The 20,943-nt window shown below is 73.2% G+C and carries 18 protein-coding genes; 7 read left to right on the forward strand and 11 right to left on the reverse strand.

The features are described 5' to 3' along the window. Positions 1-67 precede the first annotated feature (67 nt). A complete protein-coding gene (locus ACH4RG_RS32195) occupies positions 68-223 on the reverse strand; it encodes a hypothetical protein (protein ID WP_397932505.1) in 156 nt (51 codons plus the stop codon). A gap of 67 nt (positions 224-290) precedes the next feature. Beyond that, complete coding sequence (locus ACH4RG_RS32200) at positions 291-1,013, reverse strand: DNA alkylation repair protein (protein WP_398540626.1); 723 nt, start codon at positions 1,011-1,013, stop codon at positions 291-293. 40 nt (positions 1,014-1,053) lie between these two features. On the opposite strand from ACH4RG_RS32200, the gene ACH4RG_RS32205 reads away from it, so the two are divergent. Further along, positions 1,054-1,776: a TVP38/TMEM64 family protein gene (locus ACH4RG_RS32205; RefSeq protein WP_397923332.1), complete on the forward strand. Its 723-nt coding sequence runs from the start codon at positions 1,054-1,056 to the stop codon at positions 1,774-1,776. Between the two features lie 178 nt (positions 1,777-1,954). Next, positions 1,955-2,836: an undecaprenyl-diphosphate phosphatase gene (locus ACH4RG_RS32210; protein WP_329153036.1), complete on the forward strand. Its 882-nt coding sequence runs from the start codon at positions 1,955-1,957 to the stop codon at positions 2,834-2,836. Positions 2,837-3,028: 192 nt separating this feature from the next. Here ACH4RG_RS32210 and ACH4RG_RS32215 read toward each other — a convergent pair whose 3' ends face one another. The 7 genes from ACH4RG_RS32215 to ACH4RG_RS32245 all read right to left on the reverse strand — a co-directional run bounded on the left by ACH4RG_RS32215 (position 3,029) and on the right by ACH4RG_RS32245 (position 13,287). Next, the gene (locus tag ACH4RG_RS32215; protein ID WP_397923328.1) at positions 3,029-3,535 is read right to left on the reverse strand and encodes a MarR family winged helix-turn-helix transcriptional regulator; all 507 of its coding nucleotides are present in this window, start codon (positions 3,533-3,535) and stop codon (positions 3,029-3,031) included. Positions 3,536-3,585: 50 nt separating this feature from the next. Continuing rightward, a complete protein-coding gene (locus ACH4RG_RS32220; RefSeq protein WP_397923326.1) occupies positions 3,586-3,984 on the reverse strand; it encodes an STAS domain-containing protein in 399 nt (132 codons plus the stop codon). After that, positions 3,981-5,075: a B12-binding domain-containing protein gene (locus ACH4RG_RS32225; RefSeq protein ID WP_397932501.1), complete on the reverse strand. Its 1,095-nt coding sequence runs from the start codon at positions 5,073-5,075 to the stop codon at positions 3,981-3,983. Before ACH4RG_RS32225 ends, ACH4RG_RS32220 begins: the two co-directional genes overlap by 4 nt. Beyond that, a complete protein-coding gene (locus tag ACH4RG_RS32230; protein ID WP_398540627.1) occupies positions 5,072-6,655 on the reverse strand; it encodes a PP2C family protein-serine/threonine phosphatase in 1,584 nt (527 codons plus the stop codon). Before ACH4RG_RS32230 ends, ACH4RG_RS32225 begins: the two co-directional genes overlap by 4 nt. Positions 6,656-6,994: 339 nt before the next feature. Further along, positions 6,995-8,167 carry a PP2C family protein-serine/threonine phosphatase gene (locus ACH4RG_RS32235; protein ID WP_397932497.1) on the reverse strand — a complete coding sequence of 391 codons (1,173 nt, stop codon included), beginning with the start codon at positions 8,165-8,167 and terminating at the stop codon, positions 6,995-6,997. 167 nt (positions 8,168-8,334) lie between these two features. After that, positions 8,335-8,901, reverse strand: coding sequence for an AAA family ATPase (locus ACH4RG_RS32240; RefSeq protein ID WP_397923318.1), 567 nt, complete (start codon positions 8,899-8,901; stop codon positions 8,335-8,337). Positions 8,902-8,919: 18 nt separating this feature from the next. Next, positions 8,920-13,287 (reverse strand): molybdopterin-dependent oxidoreductase, encoded by a 4,368-nt coding sequence (locus ACH4RG_RS32245; protein ID WP_398540628.1) that lies wholly within the window; start codon positions 13,285-13,287, stop codon positions 8,920-8,922. 352 nt (positions 13,288-13,639) lie between these two features. Between ACH4RG_RS32245 and ACH4RG_RS32250 the strand changes: the two genes are divergently transcribed. The 4 genes from ACH4RG_RS32250 to ACH4RG_RS32265 are packed head-to-tail and all read left to right on the forward strand — an operon-like array spanning position 13,640 to position 18,033. Further along, entirely contained in the window at positions 13,640-14,380 is a 741-nt protein-coding gene (locus ACH4RG_RS32250) for a class I SAM-dependent methyltransferase (protein ID WP_397923316.1), read from the forward strand. Further along, a complete protein-coding gene (locus ACH4RG_RS32255; RefSeq protein ID WP_398540629.1) occupies positions 14,377-15,507 on the forward strand; it encodes a pyridoxal-phosphate dependent enzyme in 1,131 nt (376 codons plus the stop codon). Before ACH4RG_RS32250 ends, ACH4RG_RS32255 begins: the two co-directional genes overlap by 4 nt. After that, positions 15,504-16,727, forward strand: coding sequence for an ATP-grasp domain-containing protein (locus ACH4RG_RS32260; RefSeq protein WP_398540630.1), 1,224 nt, complete (start codon positions 15,504-15,506; stop codon positions 16,725-16,727). The genes ACH4RG_RS32255 and ACH4RG_RS32260 overlap by 4 nt, the downstream gene beginning before the upstream one ends. A 10-nt stretch (positions 16,728-16,737) precedes the next feature. Next, positions 16,738-18,033: an MFS transporter gene (locus ACH4RG_RS32265; RefSeq protein ID WP_397923310.1), complete on the forward strand. Its 1,296-nt coding sequence runs from the start codon at positions 16,738-16,740 to the stop codon at positions 18,031-18,033. A gap of 24 nt (positions 18,034-18,057) precedes the next feature. On the opposite strand, the gene ACH4RG_RS32270 is transcribed toward ACH4RG_RS32265, so the two are convergent. Beyond that, positions 18,058-18,681 carry a sigma-70 family RNA polymerase sigma factor gene (locus ACH4RG_RS32270; RefSeq protein WP_397923308.1) on the reverse strand — a complete coding sequence of 208 codons (624 nt, stop codon included), beginning with the start codon at positions 18,679-18,681 and terminating at the stop codon, positions 18,058-18,060. A 266-nt stretch (positions 18,682-18,947) separates the two neighbouring features. Further along, positions 18,948-19,616, reverse strand: coding sequence for a hypothetical protein (locus ACH4RG_RS32275; protein ID WP_397923307.1), 669 nt, complete (start codon positions 19,614-19,616; stop codon positions 18,948-18,950). Positions 19,617-19,851: 235 nt separating this feature from the next. Here ACH4RG_RS32275 and ACH4RG_RS32280 point away from each other — a divergent pair, with 235 nt between their 5' ends. Further along, positions 19,852-20,919 (forward strand): hypothetical protein, encoded by a 1,068-nt coding sequence (locus ACH4RG_RS32280; RefSeq protein WP_397932492.1) that lies wholly within the window; start codon positions 19,852-19,854, stop codon positions 20,917-20,919. Positions 20,920-20,943 lie beyond the last annotated feature (24 nt).

The raw sequence follows: 20,943 nt of genomic DNA on the forward strand, positions 1-20,943 counted from the left end.
AGTAGAGAAGACCCCAGGGCCCCGCCGACCCTCCCCTTGCGGGGTCCGCCGGACTGTCGGGGGAGGGTCAGCTTCGGGCGCCGCCGATGGGCGCTGCGGCGGCGGTGCACGCTGCCGCTGCCGCTTCCGTGGAGAACGCGGCCGCGAGGGCCGCGTCGTTCGCGGCAGCCTTCGGCGCGTCCGCGACTGCGGACGGCACTGCGGGGAAGGCGTACCGGAACATGCCCCTGATCATGGCCGGGCGGGGCGTCGCCGTCGAATGGTTTTCCCGACGCCTCGGAGGTTCTGCCTCAGAGGTTTCTGAGCGCCTCGCGCGCGGAGAGCGGCGACAGGCGGGTCCCGGCTCCCCGGACGAAGTCGCGTACGGCGGTGGGGTCGGTCTTGGCGTACTCCCGCAGGGCCCAGCCGATCGCCTTGCGGAGGAAGAAGTCGGGATGGTCCGCGCGGCGCAGGCAGTAGCCGAAAAGACGGTCGGTGTCGGTGGCTCCCCCGTAGCGCAGCTGGTGGAGGAGGGCGGTCCTGGCCGCCCAGAGGCTGGGATCGTCGATCCACCGGTCCATTTCCCGGGCGAGCGCCGGGTCGGCGGCGACCAGAGGTCCCGCGACATGCGCGGCCAGCACGTCGACCGTGTCCCACCAGGGGACGGTGGTCACGAGGTGGTGCAGGACGGGCAGGAAGCCCGAGGTGCAGCGGCCCACGTACCGGCGCAGGTAGTCGGCGGCGAAGTACTGGTACTCCCGCTCCGGCAGCCGCCAGCAGCGCAGCGCGACCGCCGTGCAGTCCGTCTCGTCCGGCCGCCCGGCACCCGCCAGCACGGCCCGCGACAGCGCCCGGCGCTCGGGGGCGGGGATCCCGAGGAAGGGGGCGACGTGCTTCATGTACGCGGCGGCTCCCTCGGCCCGTACGGGGTCGGCGGCCGGGGCGTAGACGGCGACGAGCCGCTCCAGGACGGTGTCGGCGAGGGTGCTGTCCGGCGGGGTGCGGGCGTCGGCGACGGGGTTCACGCGAGGCACATTACGGCGATCACACAGCGTTTTCGGTTACTCTCCCCGAATGTTCGACCCCGTCCCCGCCGCCCGGCCCGCCGCCGGTCCCGCCCTGCGCCTCTCCAGGGCGCTGCTGTCGCCGTGGTCCCGGTTTGCGCTGCTCGTGGTGGTCCTGCTGGGGGCCGCGTCGACGATGCTGCTGTTCGAACCGCAGCGGCTGCTGGCGTCGGGCCGGCCTCCCCAGCTGACCGGGGGCACGGCCGCGATGCTCTTCGGGCTGGGCTACGGGGCGCTGACGGTGGCGTTCGTGCCGCGCCCGCTGCTCAACATCACCGCGGGCGCGTTGTTCGGCGCGCAGGCGGGTCTGGCGGCGGCGCTGGCGGGCACGGTACTGGGCGCGGGCGTGTCGTTCATGCTGGGGCGGGTGCTGGGCCAGGACGCGCTGCGGACCCTGTTGCGCGGGAGGCTGCTGACCGCCGCGGACGGGGTGCTGAGCCGGCACGGCTTCCGGTCCGTCCTGGCGCTGCGCCTGTTCCCCGGGATCCCCTTCGCCGCCGCCAACTACTGCGCGGCGACCTCGCGGATGAGCGCTCCGCCGTTCCTCCTGGCCACCGGGCTGGGGTCGATCCCGAACACGGCGGCGTACGTGATAGCCGGCAGCGAGGCCGCGTCGCCGACCTCGCCGGTCTTCCTGGCCGCCACGGGCTTCATCGTCCTGTCCGCCCTCGGCGGGGCGCTGGTCGCCTGGCGCAAGCGTCACCGGCTCGGCCGGGACACGCCGAAGGACTGAACGTACGGCGGCACGTGGACGACCGGTGCAGTAGGCCTGACGTTTACCTTCGGGCGATACGCTGCCCGCGACCTCGATGTCCTTGTTGTCCTTGACCGCACTCCGTACTCCGCACGCAGCCGACGGGCCCAGTCGTCCGTGGCCGATGCACGATCACCTCCGGGATGGCCGAAGCCCCATGAGCTGGTTCGAATCATTCGTCCTGGGACTCGTTCAGGGACTGACCGAGTTCCTGCCGATCTCCTCCAGCGCCCATCTGCGGCTGACCGCCGCGTTCGCCGGCTGGCACGACCCGGGGGCCGCCTTCACCGCCATCAGCCAGATCGGCACGGAGGCGGCGGTGCTCATCTACTTCCGCAAGGACATCGCACGCATCCTGTCGGCGTGGTTCCGCTCGCTGACGGACCGTTCGATGCGCGGTGACCACGATGCCCAGATGGGCTGGCTGGTCATCGTCGGCTCGATCCCCATCGGCGTACTGGGCATCACGCTCAAGGACCAGATCGAGGGGCCGTTCCGCGACCTCCGGCTGATCGCGACGACGCTGATCGGCATGGGCATCGTGCTGGGCATCGCCGACCGGCTGGCCGCGCGCGACGAGTCGGGCGGGAAGCACCGGGTGGTGAAGGAGCGCAAGACGCTCAAGGAACTGGGGGTCAGGGACGGTCTGATCTTCGGGTTCTGCCAGGCGATGGCGCTGGTCCCCGGGGTCTCCCGGTCGGGCGCGACGATCAGCGGTGGTCTGCTGATGGGCTACACCCGCGAGTCGGCCGCCCGCTACTCGTTCCTCCTGGCGATCCCCGCGGTGCTCGCCTCGGGTGCCTACGAGCTCAAGGACGTGGGCGAGGGGCACATCTCCTGGGGCCCGACGATCTTCGCGACGCTGGTGGCGTTCTTCGTCGGATACGCCGTCATCGCGTGGTTCATGAAGTTCATCACGACCAAGAGCTTCATGCCGTTCGTCATCTACCGCATCCTCCTCGGCATCGTCCTCTTCATCCTGATCTGGGCCGGAGTGCTCAGCCCGCACGCGGGTGAGTCGGCGGGCACCACCCCGTAGGCGTTGTGCGCCCCGCCCGGGAGCAGCCGGGCGGGGCGATCCAGCAGCGCAGCAGCCAGCAGCGCGGATAGATGGCCCCACCGTACGGCGGGGGTCTGACAACGCCGGGGCCGAGCCGGTCGTTCGGCTACCGCGCTCGGTGACGCGCGGTTCACGCGCACGACGGCGCGTGACGGACGGGCCACCCGCTGTTCAGGCTGCCGAGTGGCTGCCGGGTGTGTGGTGTTCCTCGCCGTCGGCAGAGGCGAACTGGGTCTGCAGTCCCGCCAGGCCCCGGGCCAGAGCGCCGCGTTCGCCGGGGGACATGCCGGCGATGGCCCGGTGGAGCATGGCGTCGCGTTGTTCGCGGATGCGTTGCAGGTGCTCTCTGCCGGTGGGAGTGAGCCGGAGGATGATCTCGCGGCCGTTGTCCGGGCACGGCAGGCGTTCGAGGAAGCCGATGGCTTGGAGACGGTCGCACATGCGGGTCACGGTCGGAGGCGCGGAGGCCAGGCGTTGACACACGGTGCGCATACGTACGCCCTCTCCACGGTCGACGACGTACATCAGGCGGAGCTGGGAGGTGGAGCCGGGTGCTGTCATGCCTGTGGTCGCGTTTCTGGCGTGGTCCCACATCACGTCGAGGAGTTCGACGATGGAGCTCGCGGAGTGGGTGGCCTCCTGCCAGGCCATGTTGGAAGCGGCCTCTGCTGCGGTCATGATTACCCGTCGGGTGTGTGCTTCTGCCTGGTGAAGGGCCGGGCAGTGGCTCAGATGGTGTCGTCCGGTCCGGTGGGCCGGGCCCCCAGGGGGCTTCCCTCGGCGACCGATCCGGTCGGGGGCGGGGCCGTGAGGTGGTCAAGGGTACCGGTGAGGGCCAGGAGCCGGTCCAGTCTCGCCGGCCGGTCGTCCAGGTGCATCCGCACCCCTGCCTCGGTGGTGCGGCGGCTGATCATCAGCAGGGCGCAGAGCCCCATGGAGTCGACGGTGCGGAGGCCCGCGCATCCCAGGTGCAGGTCGGTCAGTGTGGGCCGTGCGGTGAGCTGGGCGAGGGCCTCCTGCACGAGGAGGTCGGCGTTGTCGTAGTCGAGGTCCCCATGGAGCTCGATGCGGACGCGGTCCCTGGCGTCGACGGTGGTCAGCTGCAGGTGGTCGGGGTGTGTGGTCATGCGGTGTTCCCGGCGGTGGTGGGATGGGCGGTGGCAAGGGTGCGTGTCCCGGCCCGGAGGATGCGGGAGGCCCGGGGGAAGTCCTTGAGTTCGCGGGCCAGGAGATCCAGGGCCGGCGGCAGACTCGACGCGGGGACGCCCCGGGCCACCAGGACCTGCGCGGTCCAAACGATGAACCGGGTGAAGAGTTCCTCGTCGTCGAGGTAGAGGGCGGTGGCGAGGAACTCGACGATGTGCGCGAGGTCTTCCGCGGTGCGCTCGCGCTGCAGATCACTGTAGGCACGCATCGCGGGAAAGGCGTCTTCCAGTGCGGTGAGAACGTGACGAACGAGCGAGGCGCCGCTGCGGGAGACCACGGTGTACTCCTGGTCGGCCAGGTGCGGCAGGTCGTCGAACTGCTGGTGGTCGGTCTCCGGCCTGGTAAGCGGCTCCTCGGCGAGGAGGTCGGCGGCGGCGCGCGCGTCGGGGGCCCAGGCGTCGGCGCCCAGCGGCTTCGCGTATCGGCCCCGGGGCCCGAAGGCGGCGCCGCCGACGAGGACGGGGACGCCGACGGCCTGGCAGGCGGTGATCGCCGCGTGCGCGGTGGGGAGCCGGGTGGCGATGGAGCTGGAGAGCGCGACCGCGTCCGCCCGGGTGTTGTGGAGATGAACGATCAGGTGCGGGGTGGGGACCTGGGCGCCGAGATAGTCCACTCGCCAGCCGCGCAGCCTCAGGACTTCGGCCAGCAGGCGGGCCGGCAGCCCGTGCCACTCACCGTCCACGCAGGCCACGGTGATCCGGCCCCGGGTGGCGGCGACGCGGGCGGCGGGGTGCCCGCTCACCGCCGCGACGACCCGTTCGTTGATGGCGGTCGCCGCGTGCTCCTGGGCGACGCTGAGCCTGTTGGCCGCCCATTCCTCACCGACGCGTCCCTGCACCCGGGCGACCACGTCCAGCAGGACGCTCTCGGGGTCGGCCCCGTCGTCGAGTACGCGCAGCACGAGCTCTGCGGCCGCGTGCTCGTCCGCGGTCGAGACGGCGTCCCACAGGAGCTCGGCCGACCGCTCCACGTGTTCGGCCTGGGCGAGGCGGAGCGGGGTGCTCGTTCTCATGCGGTGAACCTGCCTCGGGTATGGCCGTTCACCGCACTGAGGTGGTGGGTGCGAGGCGCGGAGATCACGACGACGGCCATGTCGTCGTGGGGCCGGTTGCCCAGCCACTGGGCGGCCAGCATCTGCACGTGTTCCACGATCCCCTCGGCCGGCATACCCGCACATCCGGCGAGCGCGCGCTTGAGGCGCTCGTCGCCGAACAGGTCGTCACCCATCGGGCCGCCCTTGGCCTCGGTGATGCCGTCGGTGTACAGGACGCAGGACTCCCCGGGGGCCAGCGACACGGCGGCGGTGCTGGCGGAGATGTGCGGGATGGCCCCGATCAGGGTGCCGTGGGTGTCGGCTTCCTCGACGGCGCCGCCCGCGCGGATGATCAGAGGGGTGGGGTGGCCGCCGCTGGTGAGCTTGAGGTCCACCGCACTGCCGCGGCGTACGGCGGAGGCCAGGACCAGGGTCGCGAAGCGGGTGTGGTGGGAGCTGAGCAACGCCGTGTTCAGCAGGCCGAGCATCCGCTGATGGTCGTCGGCCAGTGGCAACAGGGCGTGCAGCGTGTTGCGGATCTTGCCGGTCAGCACGGCGGCCTCCAGGCCCTTGCCGCACACGTCCCCGAGGGAGACCAGGGCGCCTTCGCCCTCGACGGTCGCCGGGTGGACGTCGTAGAAGTCACCGCCGATACGCTCGTGGTCCGCCGAGGGCCGGTAGCCGCCGGCGAAATCCACGCCGGAGATCTGGTGCAGGACCGGGGGCAGGAGTTCACGCATCAGCATGTCGCTGATCGTGCTCTGCTCCGCGTACAGCCGGGCGACCGACATCGCCGATCCCGCACGGGCGGCGAACAACCGGGCGAAGACCTCCTCCTCGTCACTGAAGGCGGCGGTCTCGGTCGCGCGCAGGAGGATGAGCGCTCCGGCCGGGATGCCGTGCCCGGGCAGCGGGGTGATCACGATCGAGCCGACCGGCCCGAGCCCCTCGGGCATCATCCACTCCGGGGCCGTGGCCGGGTCGATCCAGCGCGAGGGCACCGGGGGGAACCCGCGCAGCGCCTCCGCCAGCCCCGGCACGCCGTCGAGGTCCCCCGTCATCGAGGTCGTCGCGGGGACACCGCCGCGCACACAGGTCACCACCGGGAGGCGCTGACCACGCGCCGGAGCGATCACGAGTGCCGCGTCGGCAAGGTTCTCGGCGGCCATGCGCGCGGTCACGTCCATGCAGCGTCCGAGATTGAGGGAGGCGAGCAGAACGTTGGACGCCTTCGCGAGGAACGCGCTGCGCTCGCGCTCCCTGCGCAGAGCTTCCCTGACGAGCTGATGGGCGGTGTCATCCACCAGCCACCAGGCCACCGAGCCGTCGCGCCGCAACGTGGGGTGCGCCTCGAAGTGGCGCCCGTCGATGTCGCCGCGCACCGTCGGTCCGGTCTCCGGGACGGCGTGCGGGCCGACGGAGGCGAGCCTGGAGTGTGCGGCACAGAGCCATGCCGGAGCCACATCCACCAGGGACGCCCCGGGGACTGCGGCAGGCAGCAGGGGGCCGACCGCGTCATTGCGCCGCACCACCACGCCTCGGGCGTCGGCGACCAGCACCGGATTCGGGGGCCGGCCCCACGGGGAGTCCGACCGCGTGTCCGCAAGGGTTCTCGCTTGGGTGGAAGCCAAATATCGAGGACCCGCTGGGCGGATCCCTCACCTCATCAACTAGACGATTGCCTGAAGGCAACCATCCCTCACCCTGCCGCCGTCTGACAACCCGCCCCCCTCTCCGCGGGCCCCACTGCGGGGAAGGTCGCACGGTCTTCACCCGACAACCACATACCCCGCATCCGAAGGGCCAGGCCCTGTCGTCGAACTCACACCCGACGCCGCAGCGCCGCCCTTGGGTCGACGACGGATGCTCGACGACAGGACCTCACGACCGCAGCCGCCCTAACGGCCGTGCCAGTCCAGGCACATCACGAGGGAGTCGTCCGCGGCGGGGCCGGATCCGCGGTGCCCCAGCAGTTCCTGCAGCATCACTCTGGGCACCTGCGGAGCAGGCAGCAGACGGGTACTGCTGATCGACGCGGCGAGTGCGCGACGGCTGTACCTCTCACCGCCCGGGGAGAGCGCGTCGTAGACGCCATCACTGATGAACAGCAAACGATCTCCGGGTTCGACCCGGAAGTGCTGCGGACAGTAGGCAGTGTCCTCGAACATACCCAGAGGCATCTGCTCCTCCAGCTCGATCGGCTCGACCACACCACCGCGCACCCGCCAGACCCGCGGTGAACCGGCGTCGATGACCTCGACGTCCCCGGTCGGGAGGTGGAAGCGGAAGAGCAGGGTCGACAGATACCGGCTCCCTCCATGCTGCCCGTACACCGCTTGATCGGCCAGATGGGCCTGGTCGCTCAGGCTCAGGCCCGCGCGGCGGGCGTTGCGCAGCGCGTTGACGCAGAGGTTCGTCAGCAAGGCGGCGTCGATCCCTTCGCCCATGCCGTTGCTGACCGTCACATAAAGGTCATCGGCCGACGCCGACCAGTCGAAGCTGTCGCCGAAGATGGCGTAGGCGGGCTCCAGCTGGGCACCCAGGCTGTACTCCGGCCGGGCACATGACCGCCCTGGCAGTAGCTGCCACTGCATCTCGGCGGCGAGCGTCAGACGTTCTGCCCGCCGCGCCTGCAGGAAGAGGTCGGTGTCCCGCTCCGCGACGACCACCTCGTGCGCGAGGGCATCGGCGCAATCCCGCAGCTCCTCCAGCACGTCAGCGGCCAGATCGGCGCCTCCTTCCACCCGCAGGGTGACGCTCAGGACGCCCAAGCGGTCTCCCCGGACGCTGACCGGGAGGTGAGCCGTCACGGTGGAAGCGGAGTGGTCGTACGAACAGTGCGGCTGCTGGGCGCCGAAGGCACGGCCCGGATCGCTGTCATGCACCGACACCGGTGGACGCGTGTGCGGAAGCACCCCGACGGGCTGCAGCCTCGTCATGGCGTAGTCCGCGAGAAGCAGTTCCACCGCCCGGGCACCGTGGCTGCGCTCGATCTCCGAGCGGATCACATCGAGAATCTCATGGGGCGCGGCCTCGCGCAGGGAACGCTCGACCGCGCTGGGTCTTTCCATCGGTACCGGACCTACTTTCTCGCGCACTTCTCCTTCGGATCGGCTGTCGACAGCGACCAGCCGGAATGGGTACGAATGCCCCGACGGGAGTTTCACATGCCTCGGGACGGCCCACCGGCGGCAACGGCGCCGCCCGTTCCCCCCGGGGGCCGTCGGCCGCCGGAGTATCAGGGCCCCTGCGGCGTCAGGCCGGTGGCGGACAGGACCGCGTCGACCGTCTCGCCCACGGTCAGCTCCGCGCTGTCGATCCAGATCGTCTCCCCGGCCAGTTCGGCGCGCATGACGTCGTCCAGTGGGGACCAGTCCGTCGTCAGCGTCTTGTCCCGGGCGAGGTTGCGCTCCATGGCCTTCGCGGCGCCGGGTGCCAGAGCCACGCAGTGGAGTGGTACGCCGGTGAGCGTGGCACGGTAGAAGTCGAGGTGGGCACGGCGTACGACGACGTCGTCGATGACCGGGAGGAAGCCCGCGGCGACGAAACTGTCCGCCAGCAGGCAGGCGTTGCGGGCCCGGAGGAAGATCTGCCGGTCCGCCTCCTCGTCCCGGTCGGGCGAGGGCCACCGGCCGCCGGAGACGATGAGTCCCTGGAGGGCGTCCACCTCGATGTGGGCGGAGGCGGCGAAGCGGGCGGCGAGAGCCGCGGCCACCGAACTCTTGCCGCTGCCGGGGATGCCGATCAGCAGGACGGCTCCCACCGCCGGTGATCCGGTGTCCACCGGTAGTTCTGTCCACCCCATGGGACCGCGCTCCCTCGTTCAGTACACGTCACGCACGTATCTGCGGTCCGAGGCTAGCTGCTTGACCTGCGCGGCCGCCGCGTCGGGTTCGAGTCCCCCGTGGGCGACGGCGATGTCGCGCAGGGCCCGGTCGACGTCCTTGGCCATGCGGGAGGCGTCGCCGCAGACATAGAGGTGGGCGCCGTCGCGGAGCCAGGACCAGAGCTGGGCTCCGTGCTCGCGCATCCGGTCCTGGACGTAGACCTTGGCCCGCTGGTCGCGGGAGAAGGCGGTGTCCAGCCGGGTCAGGGTGCCCGAGCGGCTCAGCGCGTCGAGTTCGTCGCGGTAGTGGAAGTCCGTGGCGCGGTGCTGCTCGCCGAAGAACAGCCAGTTGGGGCCGGGGTGGCCGAGCGCCCGGCGTTCCTCCAGGAAACCCAGGAACGGGGCGACTCCGGTACCGGGTCCGACCATGATCATCGGGGTGGCCGGGTCGGCGGGCGGGCGGAAGCGCTCGTTGCGCTGGACGAACACCGACAGGGGGCTGTCCGGTGCGGCGTCGGCGAGGAACGTGGAGGCGACGCCCTTGCGCATCCGGCCGCTGTGGCTCTCGTAGCGGATCACGGAGACGGTCAGCCGCATCCGGTGGGGGTCCACGAGCGGGCTGGAGGCGATGGAGTACAGCCGGGGCCTCAGCGGCCCGAGCACCTCGGCCCAGGCGGCGGCCGTGGCCCGTACCGGGTGTTCGGCGAGGACGTCGACGGCCTGCCTCCCCCAGACCCACCGGTCCCTCTCGCCCTTGTTGTCGGGGCGCAGCAGCTTCTTCAGGGACCGGTCCCCCGTGTGGTCGGCGACCAGGCGCAGGAGGTCCGGGGTGATGCGGGCGATGTCCAGGTGGCGGTGCAGGGCCGTCTCCAGGGCGACCGGACCGTGCCCGGGGACGTCCACCTCGGCGGCGGGGTCGAGCGCGGTGACGGCGAGCCATTCGGCCACCAGATCCGGCGAGTTGAGGGGTTGTACGCCCAGAGCGTCCCCGGCCGTGTACGTCAGGGGGGTGTCCGCGCTCCGCGTGTCGATCGTGAAGGCACGGACCTCCTTCGTCGCGCCGGGCAGGCTCAGGAGGCGGTTCCCGGTGAGGAGGGCGGTGACGGGCGCGGCCCTGGAGGGACGGGCGGGGGCCGTCCCGACCGGCGACCCCGTCGCCGCTGCGGCGGAGACGGGCGGTACGGCGGGCGGTACGGCGGGCGGTGCGGCGGGCGGTGCGGCGGGCGGTGCGGCGGGCGGTGCGTCCGCCGTCGGCTCCGCCGTGCCTTCCGGTGTCGTCGTCGCCTCCAGCGCGGCCCGGACCTCCTTGAGCCACTGGCCGAAGGGCTGTTCGTACTCCGGTTCGCAGTCGGTGCGCGGGACCAGCCGCTCCGCGCCCAGTTCGCCGAGGCGTTCGTCCAGACGGCGGCCGTGGCCGCAGAAGTCGTCGTAGCTGGAGTCGCCGAGCGCGAGTACGGCGTAGCGGACGCCCGCCAGGCCCGGGGCCCCGGGGGCGTTCAGCGCCTCCCAGAAGCCGGAGCCGTTGTCGGGGGCGTCGCCGTCGCCGAAGGTGCTGGTGACGACGAGGAGGTCGGCCGGGTTCGGCAGGGCGTCGGGCGTCCCGTCGTCCATGCCGATGAGCGTGGCGCGGTACCCCTCGGCGGCCAGGGTCCGGGCGGCCGTCGCGGCGGCCTCCTCGGCGTTGCCCGTCTGCGAGGCCCACAGCACGACGACCGGCCGGCCCGGTTCCTTCGGGGCGCCCGCCGGCGCCGCAGGGGCGGGCTCCGGCGCCGCAGGGGCGGGCTCCGGCGCCCTGGCGAGCCGGGAGTACGTGCCGGCCAGCACTCCGTTGACCCACAGCGCGTGGTCCGGGGCGAACGGAGCGCCCGCAGGAAGCACCGGGGTGCCCTCCGGCCGGGTGCCCAGGCCCACGAGGAATCCGGCCAGATAGCGGCGTTCCGTCTCCGTGAGGACGGGTGGGGCGGTGTCCACCGGCCCGAGCGCGCCCACCAGGCCCGAGGCGTCCACCGGGCCCGACGAGCCCACGAAGACCGACGAACCTCCGAGTTCCGGCGTTCCCACCGGCCCCGACCTGCCCACGGATCCGCCCGAGGCGTCCACGAGACCGGGGGCACCGGTGGGCGAGGACCGTTCCCCCGCGGTCGGTTCGCGCCGCGGCGCGGGCGCGGCGACCTTCGCCAGCCGGACCGCGCACACCTTCAGCTCGGGCTGGAACGAGATCGGGTCGACCGCGTCGTTGGTCACGGCGTTCACAGCGAGGTACTCGCCGAACAGGTCGTTCCAGTGGAACGGGGCGAAGCATTCCCCCGCCCGTACCCGGTCGGTGACCCGGGCCGGGAGCACCGCGCGGCCGCGCCGCGAGGCGACCTCGACGCCGTCGTCCTCGCCGAGGCCCAGGGCCGCCGCGTCGTCGGGGTGGATCTCCACGAACGGTCCCGGGTCCAGCCGGTTCAGCTTGGTGATCTTCGCGGTCTTGGTGAGGGTGTGCCACTGGTGCTGGAGCCGCCCCGTGTTGAGGACGAACGGGAAGTCCTCGTCGGGCATCTCGGCCGGCGGCAGATGCGGGCGGGCGTGGAAGACGGCGCGGCCGCTCGGTGTGGGGAAGGCGAGCCTCGGCACGCTCCCGTCGGGCCGCACGGTCAGCTCCTGGCTGACGCCGTCGTTGAGGTAGCGCACGGGATTGCGGGCCGGGCCGTCGACTTCGGCGCTGGGCCACTGCACGGGCGTCCCGCGCAGCCGCTCGTACGTCACTCCGCGCAGGTCGTAGCCGGTGCGCGGGTTGGACGCCCGGGTGATCTCGGCGAAGACCTCCTCGGCGCTCGTGTAACCGAAGGCGTCCTCGTACCCCATGGCGCAGGCCACCGCGGCGATGAGCCGCCAGTCCGGCCAGGCCTCCCCCGGCGGGTCGGTGGCGCGGCGGGAGAGGGTGAGGGTGCGCTCCGAGTTGATCATCACGCCCTCGGACTCGGCCCAGAGGGCGGCGGGCAGGACGACATCGGCGTACGCGTTGGTCTCGGTGTCGGCGAACACGTCCTGGGTGACGACGAATTCGGCGGCCTCCAGGCCCGCGACGACGGTCCGGCGGTTGGCGACCGAGGCGACCGGGTTGGTGCAGATGATCCAGCAGGCCTTGATCTCTCCCTCGGCCATGCGCCGGAACATGTCGATCGTGCCGCTGCCCGAGCCGTCCGCGCGCAGGGTGCCGGGTGGGATGCCCCACAGCTCCTCCGTGAAGGCGCGTTCCTCGTCGACCAGGACCGATCGCTGGCCGGGGAGCCCTGGGCCCATGTAGCCCATCTCACGCCCGCCCATGGCGTTGGGCTGGCCGGTGAGCGAGAAGGGACCGCTGCCGGGACGGCAGATCGCTCCGGTCGCCAGGTGCAGGTTGACGATCGCGTTGGTGTTCCAGGTGCCGTGGGTCGACTGGTTGAGGCCCATCGTCCAGCAGCTCATCCAGTCGCCCGCCTCGCCGATCCAGCGGGCGGCCCGCCGGATGTCGTCCTCGGGGATGCCGGTGATCTCCGCCACGGCGGCGGGCGGGTAGTCGCGGAGGAAGGCGGGCATCCGCTCCCAGCCCTCGGTGTGATCGGCGATGAACCCGGGGTCGGTGTGTCCGTTCTCGACGAGGAGGTGCAGCAGCCCGTTGAGGAGGGCCAGGTCGGTGCCGGGCCGGATCCGCAGGTACAGGTCGGCCCTGGCGGCGGTGGCGTTGCGCCGGGGGTCGACGACGATCAGCTTCGCGCCCGCCTTGACGCGCTCCATCATCCGCAGGAAGAGGATCGGGTGGCAGTCGGCCATGTTGGCGCCGGTGACGAGGAAGACGTCGGCGTGGGCGAAGTCCTCGTAGGAGCCGGGCGGTCCGTCAGCGCCGAGGGACAGCTTGTAGCCGCTGCCCGCGCTCGCCATGCAGAGCCGGGAGTTGGACTCGATGGTGTTGGTCCCGATGAAGCCCTTGGCCAGCTTGTTGGCGAGGTACTGCGCCTCCAGCGTCATCTGGCCGGAGACGTAGAGGGCCACCGCGTCGGGGCCGTGGGTGTCCAGCACGGACCGCAGCCGGCGCGCCGTCTCCGCGATGGCGGCGTCCCGGCCGAGCGCGGCGGCCTGCTCGCCCCGGTCGGGGCGGGCCAGGGCGGTGGTCAGCCGTCCGGGGGCGGCGAGGAGGTCCGCGCCGGTGGCCCCCTTGGTGCACAGCCGGCCGGCGTTCGACGGGTGCTCCTTGTCCCCCGACGCCTTCACGACGGTGCGGCGGCCGTCGGGTCCTGCGGCGATGTCGAGGACGATCCCGCAGCCGACACCGCAGTACGAGCAGACCGTGCGCACCCGGTCGGTGGCGGGAGCGTCCGGCGGCGGGGTCGGCACGGTCATGGGGGCCCTTCGGGGCGGGCGTTCCCGGAGGGACGCGGGGGCGGGCTGCGGTCGTCCCCGAATCTAGGAAGCGCCCGTTACCCGGGGATGACACCGGGCGAACGACGACGGTTACGTCGCCTGCACACGGCCCGGGGGCCGCCGGTGAGGCCCGGGCGGTGCCGGGAGGTGGCCCCGGCGCCGCCCGGTGATCGCGGGGAACTTCCCGGCCGGGACCGCCGACTACTGGAGAGACGCCGGGTGCGGGAGGCCCGCCCGGTGGCGGAAGCGGCGGCCGGTGACGTGACACGGCCGCCGGGGCGACGGCAGCAGGACACCCACGGGCCCCGGGCCCGGGAGGAGGCCGCGAGGCATGCACTGGTACGAGGACGACGCGCTCTGGTCCGATTTCGCCCCGACGATGTTCCCGGCGGCGCGGGCCGAGTCCGCCGCCGCCCTGGTCGCCTCCTCTCCCTTGCTGGACTTCCCACCGGGCACGAGAGTCCTGGACCTGTGCTGCGGGCCGGGTCTCTTCGTGGTGCCGCTGGCGGAGCGCGGGTACGAGGTGACGGGGGTCGACCTGTCGCCCTCCATGCTGGAGAGCGCACGCGCCGCCTGCGACGCGGCGGGCGCCGAGGTCCGGCTGGAGCGCGCCGACATGCTCGCGTACCGGCAGCCGGGCGCCTTCGACGTGGTGCTGAACGTCTTCACGTCGTTCGGCTACTTCGACGAGGCCGACGACAACCTCCGGGTGCTGCGCAACGCCCACGAGAGCCTCGCGCCGGGCGGGCAGCTCCTGGTGGACGTGATGGGCAAGGAGGTGCTGGCGGGCTGGATCGGGCGGCCGAAGGCGGTCGACCTGCCCGACGGCGCCTACGTGGTCCAGCGTGACACCGTGCTCGACAGCTGGCGGCGGCTGCGCACGGACTGGACGCTGGTGCGCGGCACGACCGCGCGGACGGCGTCCATCACCTCCTGGCTCTACTCGGCGGCCGAGCTGCACGCCCTCTTCGAGAGCGCGGGCTTCACCGACGTGGAGTGCTTCGGCGGGTTCGACGCGTCCGGCTACGACCAGCGCTCGGACCGGCTGATCGTGCGCGGGCGGCGCAAGTGAGGGCCGGGGCGGACGCCGCTCCGCGCACCGCCGGGCCGGACACGCCCGCGCGCCCGACCGTCGCGACGGTCCACGAGCACATCACCGACGCGGTGAAGACCCCCGACCTGATCCGGCTGACCGGCGACATCGTCCTCGCCCGCTTCGAGACGATGAAGGTGTACGCGGCGCTCGGCGCGGTCCGCTCGCTGCTGCGCCGGGGCCGGGTCGTCCCCGGGCAGACCCTGGTCGACAGCTCCAGCGGGATCTACGCGCTGGCGCTCGCCATGGCCTGCCACCGCTACGGGCTGCGCTGCCACATCGTCGCCTCCACCACCGTGGACGCCACCATGCGGGCGCAGTTGGAGATCCTCGGAGCGACGGTCGACGCGATGCCGCCCTCGCGGAGCCTGCGCCTGGACCAGGAGCTGCGGGTGCGCCATGTGCGCCGGCTGCTGGCGGAGCGGCCGGACTTCCACTGGATGCGGCAGTACCACGACCAGGTCCACCACGAGGGGTACCGGGAGTTCGCGGAGCTGCTCACCGGGGCACTGCCCGCGGGTCCGCTGACCGTGGTCGGCGCGGTGGGCACGGGCGCCTCGACCGGTGGACTGGCCCGCGCGCTCCGGGAGTCGGGGCGTTCGGTGCGGCTGGTGGGCATCCAGCCGTTCGGCAGCGTGACGTTCGGGAGCGAGCGGTTCGAGGACCCGGAGGCGATCATCGCGGGCATCGGCAGCTCGATACCGTTCGGGAACGTCCGCCACGAGCTGTACGACACCGTCCACTGGCTGGACTTCCGCCATGCGATGGCGGGTGCGGTCGGACTGCTGCGGGAGCACGCGGTGTTCGCGGGCCTGTCCACCGGGGCGGCCCATCTGGCGGGGTCCTGGGAGGCCGCCCGTGATCCCGGGCGGCTGCATCTGGTGCTGGGCGCCGACACCGGACACCGTTACGCGGAACGGGTGTTCACCCGGCATGCCGAGGCCCTGGACCCGGCCGGGCTGCGGCCCCGGACCATCGCGTCGCCGGCCGAGCTGCGGCCGCCGTGGTCGGTGATGGAGTGGGCCGGGCGCGCCGCGCCGGAGGCCGCCAGGACCGTCGAGGGCGACGCCCCCTCCCCCGTACCGACCGTGGAGCTGCTGCCATGACGATCGCCGCGCTGGAATCCCTGTCGTTCGGCCTGGGCAGGATGGCGGAGGCCGCCGCCGGAGCGGGGCACCGGCTGTGCCTGCTGACCGGCGACCGTTCGGTCTACCGGCACGAGCTGGCGGTGCTGCCGCCGGACGCGCTGGACGTCGTGGACGTCGACACGAAGGATGCGGAAGCCACCCGCCGGGCCCTGGCCGCCGTGCCCGGCCTGGCCGGGCTGATCAACACGACGGACACCTGGAGCCTGCCGGCCGCCGAACTGGCCGCCGAACTGGGGCTCCCGGGCGCGGCTCCCGGGGCCGTACGGCTGCTGCGGGACAAGCGCAGGGTCCGGGAGACGCTGCACGCGCATGGGCTGAGCCGGAGTGCGGCCGTATCCATCCCGCCGGGTCCCGAAGGCGCCGGGGAGGTGCTGCGGGCCGTGGGGCTGCCCGCGGTCCTGAAGGACTCGGCGGGCACCTCCTCGCGCTCGGTCTGGATCGTGCACGACGAGGAGGCCCTGCACCGGGCGCTGGCGGAGGCGACGCGACAGCCTCTGACCGGCGAGCTCTTCGCCGAGGCGTTCCTCGCCGGTCCGCTGTACAGCGCGGAGACGCTCAGCTGGGACGGGACCACCCGGCTGCTCGGGGTGCTGAGCCGCCAGACGTCCCGGGCGGCGGTGGTACGGGAGGAGGCGGCGGCGTTCCCGGTGGCGCTGGACCAGGGGGAGCGGGCCGGGATCGAGGCGTGGGTGGGCCGGGTCCTGGCTGCGGCGGGGCACGCCCGCGGCTTCGCCCATGTGGAGTTCGTCCTGACGGCCGACGGGCCCGAACTGGTGGAGATCAACCGCAGGATCGGCGGCGCGCTGGTCGGTGAGGTGCTGTGCCGGACGCTGCGGACCAACGTCTACACGGCCATGATGGACGAGGCGCTCGGCCGCCGCCCGGCGCTGCTGGACGCCCCGCTCGACGCCACAGGGCCCGCGTACGGCTTCGTCCTGGTGTACGCGGAGCGACCCGGGGTGCTGAAGGGCTGGCACGGCCTCGACGAACTCGGGGCGTTCCCGGGGGCCGTGGAGTGGTTCCCGGTCCGCGAGCCGGGCGAGAGCGTGCTCCACGTCGGCGATCAGCGGGGCTGTACGGGCATGGTGCTGGCCGAGGCGCGGACGGCGGAGCTGGCCCAGCACCGGGCGTGGAGCGCGGCCGTGCGGGTCCGCCCGGTCGTCGCCGGGGCGCCGTGAGCCCGGGAAGGTGAGCCTCGGCCGGACGGACGGGGTCGCGGGAGCCGGCGCCGGCCGGGGGCGGCCGGGCCGGGCCGCCCCCGGGCGGAGGGGGCGCCCGCCGCTCACCGGCCCGCAGCGGTTCCTGCTGGGGGGCTCGTTCCTGATCACCCTGGGCAGCTTCGCCGTCCTGCCCTACATGTCGGTGCTGCTGCACCAGCGGCTCGGCCTCGGTCTCGGCACGGTCGGCTTCGTGCTGGCCGTCGCCTCGCTGATCCAGTTCGCCGGCGGTGTGGTGGCGGGGCCGGTGACCGGGCGGATCGGGCTGCGGCGCGCGATGCTGCTGGCGCTGGGGCTGCGTACGGCGGGGTTCGCCGCGTTCGTCCCCGGGCTGACCAGTCCGGTCCTGGCGGTCGGGGCGCTGCTGCTGGTGTCGGCGGGCGCCGCGCTGTATCTCCCGGCGAACAAGGCGTACCTGGTGGAGGGGGCGCCCGAGGCGCGGCGGCCCCGGCTGCTGTCGGCGAGCGGTTCGGCGTTCAACGCGGGGATGGCACTGGGCCCTCCGGCCGCCGCGCCGCTCGTCATGGGCTCCCCCGGGGTGCTGTTCTCCTGCGTCACCGTGCTGTTCGCGCTCGTGGGGGCCGGGCACGCGCTGCTGCCGGCGGGCGCGGCGGACCGGCCCGTTGGCGGCTCGTCCGACGGGTCCTCCGCGGCGCCCGCCGCCGGCCGGGTGCCGGAGTCCGGTGCACCGCGCCCCGGGCTTTCCCCGTTCGTGGTGACCGTGCTGAGCGTGTACGCGTTCATGTTCTTCCAGCACTATCTGGCGCTGTACGCGGTCCCCCGGACGTCGGCGGCCTTCTACGGGGCCGTCCTGACGGGGTACGCGGCCCTCCTGGTCGTCGGCCAGCCGTTGCTGGCGGAGCGGGTCGCCGCACTGAGCTACCCGGCCGCCCTGCGGTGGGGGTTCGGCGCGATGGCTGCGGGCATGGCGGCGATCGGGGCCGGCGGGCACGCGGGGATCGCGGTGGGCGGGGCGCTGCTGTGTCTCGGGGAGATCGTGCTCTTCCTCAAGAACGACCTGGAGGCGCTGGCCCGTTCGTCGGCGGCCCCGGCGAGTGTGTTCGGGCGTCAGCGGCTGGCGGCGGGCGTCGGCGCGTTCGCCAGCGGGGTGGTGGGCGGGCAGTTGTACGGGGCGGCGGAGTCGGCGGGTTCCGCGCGGGGGTTCTGGGCGGCGGTCTGCCTCCAGTGTCTGTTGCTGCCGGTGTTCCTGCTCCGTCGACGGCGCACCGCCCGGGACCCCGAGGGGCCGCGGGCGGGCGTCGGCTAGAAGACTCCGTCCGGAGCGGGCCGGTCAGACCGGTGCGGGGAGCGGGCGTTGGTGCTCCGGGGCCGGCGCCCCGCGCCACTGCCCGGCGAGTTCGCGGCGGGCGCGGGCCACGCGGGAACGTACCGTGCCGATCGGGCAGCCGGCGGCGGCGGCTGCCTCCTCGTAGGACGCGCCCAGCAGTTGGGTGAGGACGAAGGCCTGACGGCGTGCCGGGTCCAGTCGGCGCAGGGCGTCCAGCACCGCGACGGACTCCTCGAATCCGGCGGGATGAGGGGGCTGGGCGCGTTCCGCCGCGGTCTGCCAGTCCGCGGTGTCGGCGGTCCTGGGGCGTACGGCGGCGGCGCGGTGCCGGTCGATGACGACGCGTCGCGCGATCGACATCAGCCAGGTCCGGGCGCAGGAACGCCCCGCGAACCGGGCCAGTCCGCTCATCGCCCGGAGGTAGGTCTCCTGAGCCAGGTCGTCGGCCCCGGGGACGTCGGAGCTGAGATAGGCGACGAATCTGCGGACGTCCTCGTAGGTCGCCCGGACGAAGCGGTCGGCGGCCTCCCGGTCCCCGCCGCCCGCGGCGAGCGCCCAGTCGGTGATCTGCCCGTCGTTCTGTCGGGTGGCCGGTACCCGGGGGCGGGTCGGGCGGGTGGTGGACACCCGGATGACCTGCGGCCGGTTGGGCGCCGCCGCGGCGGCAGCGGGCCTTGCGACGGCCGGTGGTGCGGGGGCCGGTACCCCGGGAGCAGGAAGTGTCACAGCAGTCCTTCGCGTCCTTGCGGAGCCGCGGCAGCGGTCGCCCGGCTCCGGCGACCGGTCCCGGGCCCCGTCGGGGGCGGCCCGGTGGACCGGCATGCCTGTCACGGGTGTGCGCGGCGCACACCCGTACCTCCTCCGGCGCACAGCGGCCGGAGGGCGGATGGAGGTCAGAGGAAGGGGAGGGAGTGCGGTGGCCCGCGCCGGGAGATGGCGTGCGGGGCGAGAAGGCCCCGGGGCCGGTGGGGCCGACGGCGGACGGGTCGTCGGACGGGCGGTGCGGGCACGGGCGGTGTCGCGGACCACAGGCGCCGGGCCGTCCGCAGCGGTGCCCGGACGAACAGCACCAGACAGCGGCCCAGCCGGGCGAGGGCGACCTCGCCGCGCCACAGCCACCAGCCGCAGATCAGCCCGGCCACCGCGTGGGCGGCGGCCATGCCGAGGGTGAACACCGCCCCGTCGAAGGCGGCCAGAAGCCCCATCAGGTCCGAAGGGCCGCCGATCGGGACCTCGTGAGCGGAGTGGTTCATCGCGTCCGGCGCACGCCCGCCGCCCGAGTGGTGCGCGCCGAAGCCGGACGGCAGCCAGGATCCGGCGCGGGCGAAGAGGGCGTGCAGCCCCAACTGGCCCAGGACGTGGGCCGTCACGGTCACCGGAGCGCTCCGCTCCCGCGCGGCGAGCCACCACCCCGCCCCGCACACCGGCAGCAGCGCGGCGGCCTGGACGAGCAGGGGCAGGGGCGCGCCGGACATCAGCGCGTGGCCGAGTCCGGACACGGCGACGCACACCACCGCGAACAGCGCGGTGCGTCCGAGTCGGAGTGCGGTTCCGGCTCCCATGGCAGCCATCGTGCCAGTCGCACCCGCCCCGGGGAGAAGAGCACCAGATGCCGAAACAACGGGAGTTCGCCGCGTTTGCCCCACCAGCAACCACGCGTGATCCATGTCACACACAGGGGGTGGGAACTTTCCCCTCCGAGCGTCCGACTGCTCCAACAACGCGCCTGTGTACGCCTCGTGGCCCGGGGCCGCCGCATCCGCCCCCACCGCCCGATCCCCGCCCCGAAGAGGCCGCATGACGAACCCGCCCCCCACCCCTGAACCGGCAGCGGCCGCCGAGACGCCCGGAAGCACCGCGCCGGCCACCGAAGCCCGACCAGGGACCGCGGTCGCGGCCACCGGAAGCACCGCACCGGACGGCGGCCAGGTCCCCGCCCCCCGAAGGCCGGGAGAGTCGAGACGGCCGACGCTCCGCTCCGACCTGCGGGCCTCATGGCCCGACGGCCTGGTGGCGCTCCTCATCACCGCGGCGATCTTCGTCCTGCTCTACATACGCATCCGCAACAAGACCTCGTCCACGGTCACCGTGATGCCGTTCATGGCCGACGCGGGCGGCTTCTGGATGTACTTCCTCAGCCAGGCGTTCGGCTGGTCCGCCCTGCTCTGGGCCTGGGGGACCGTCATCCTCGGGCTGATGCTGTCCGGGCCGCGCCCGGGCCGCCTGCCGCTGTCGGGCCCCCGGCTGGAACGCCTGCACCGCACCACGAGCCTCAACACCATCGCCCTGATGGCGGCCCACGCCCTGCTGTTCGGGGCCGAACTGGTCCGGCACGACACCGCGTCCTGGAACTCCGCGGTCGCCACCGCCTTCGTGGAGGCCCTCGTCCCCGGCGGCTACGACTCGGGGACCGGCCGGGTCGCCGTCCCCATCGGCCAGGCGGCCCTGTACCTCGCGATCCCCCTCGGCCTGATCTTCTACGTACGCCACCGCATCGGGCAGAAGACCTGGCGGGTACTGCACCGCTGCGTGATCGTCGTCTACGTCCTCAGCGTCTGGCACACCCTGCTGTACGGGACCAACGTCTGGTACGACGGCTGGTTCCGCACGAGTGTCTGGCTGCTCCAGCTCCCGATCGCCGCGCTGCTGCTCCTGCGCCTGACGCGGCCCGCCCGCCGCTCCGAGAAGCTGCCCGGCCGGCCGGGAGCGACCACCGGGGCCCGCACCGGGTGGGCCCTGCGCGTGGGTGGCCGGCTCGCCGTGGTGGCGGTCCTGGCGGCTCTCGTCGCCGTCGTGGCCAGCGGCAGCGACGGCGGGCGCAGCACGCCCCCGAAGGACACCACCTCCACCCACGACCACGACTGAGAGGCCGTCCGCCACCGCGCGTGC

The sequence above is a fragment of the Streptomyces sp. NPDC021019 genome (assembly GCF_044333295.1).
In the GTDB taxonomy this organism is placed as follows: domain Bacteria; phylum Actinomycetota; class Actinomycetes; order Streptomycetales; family Streptomycetaceae; genus Streptomyces.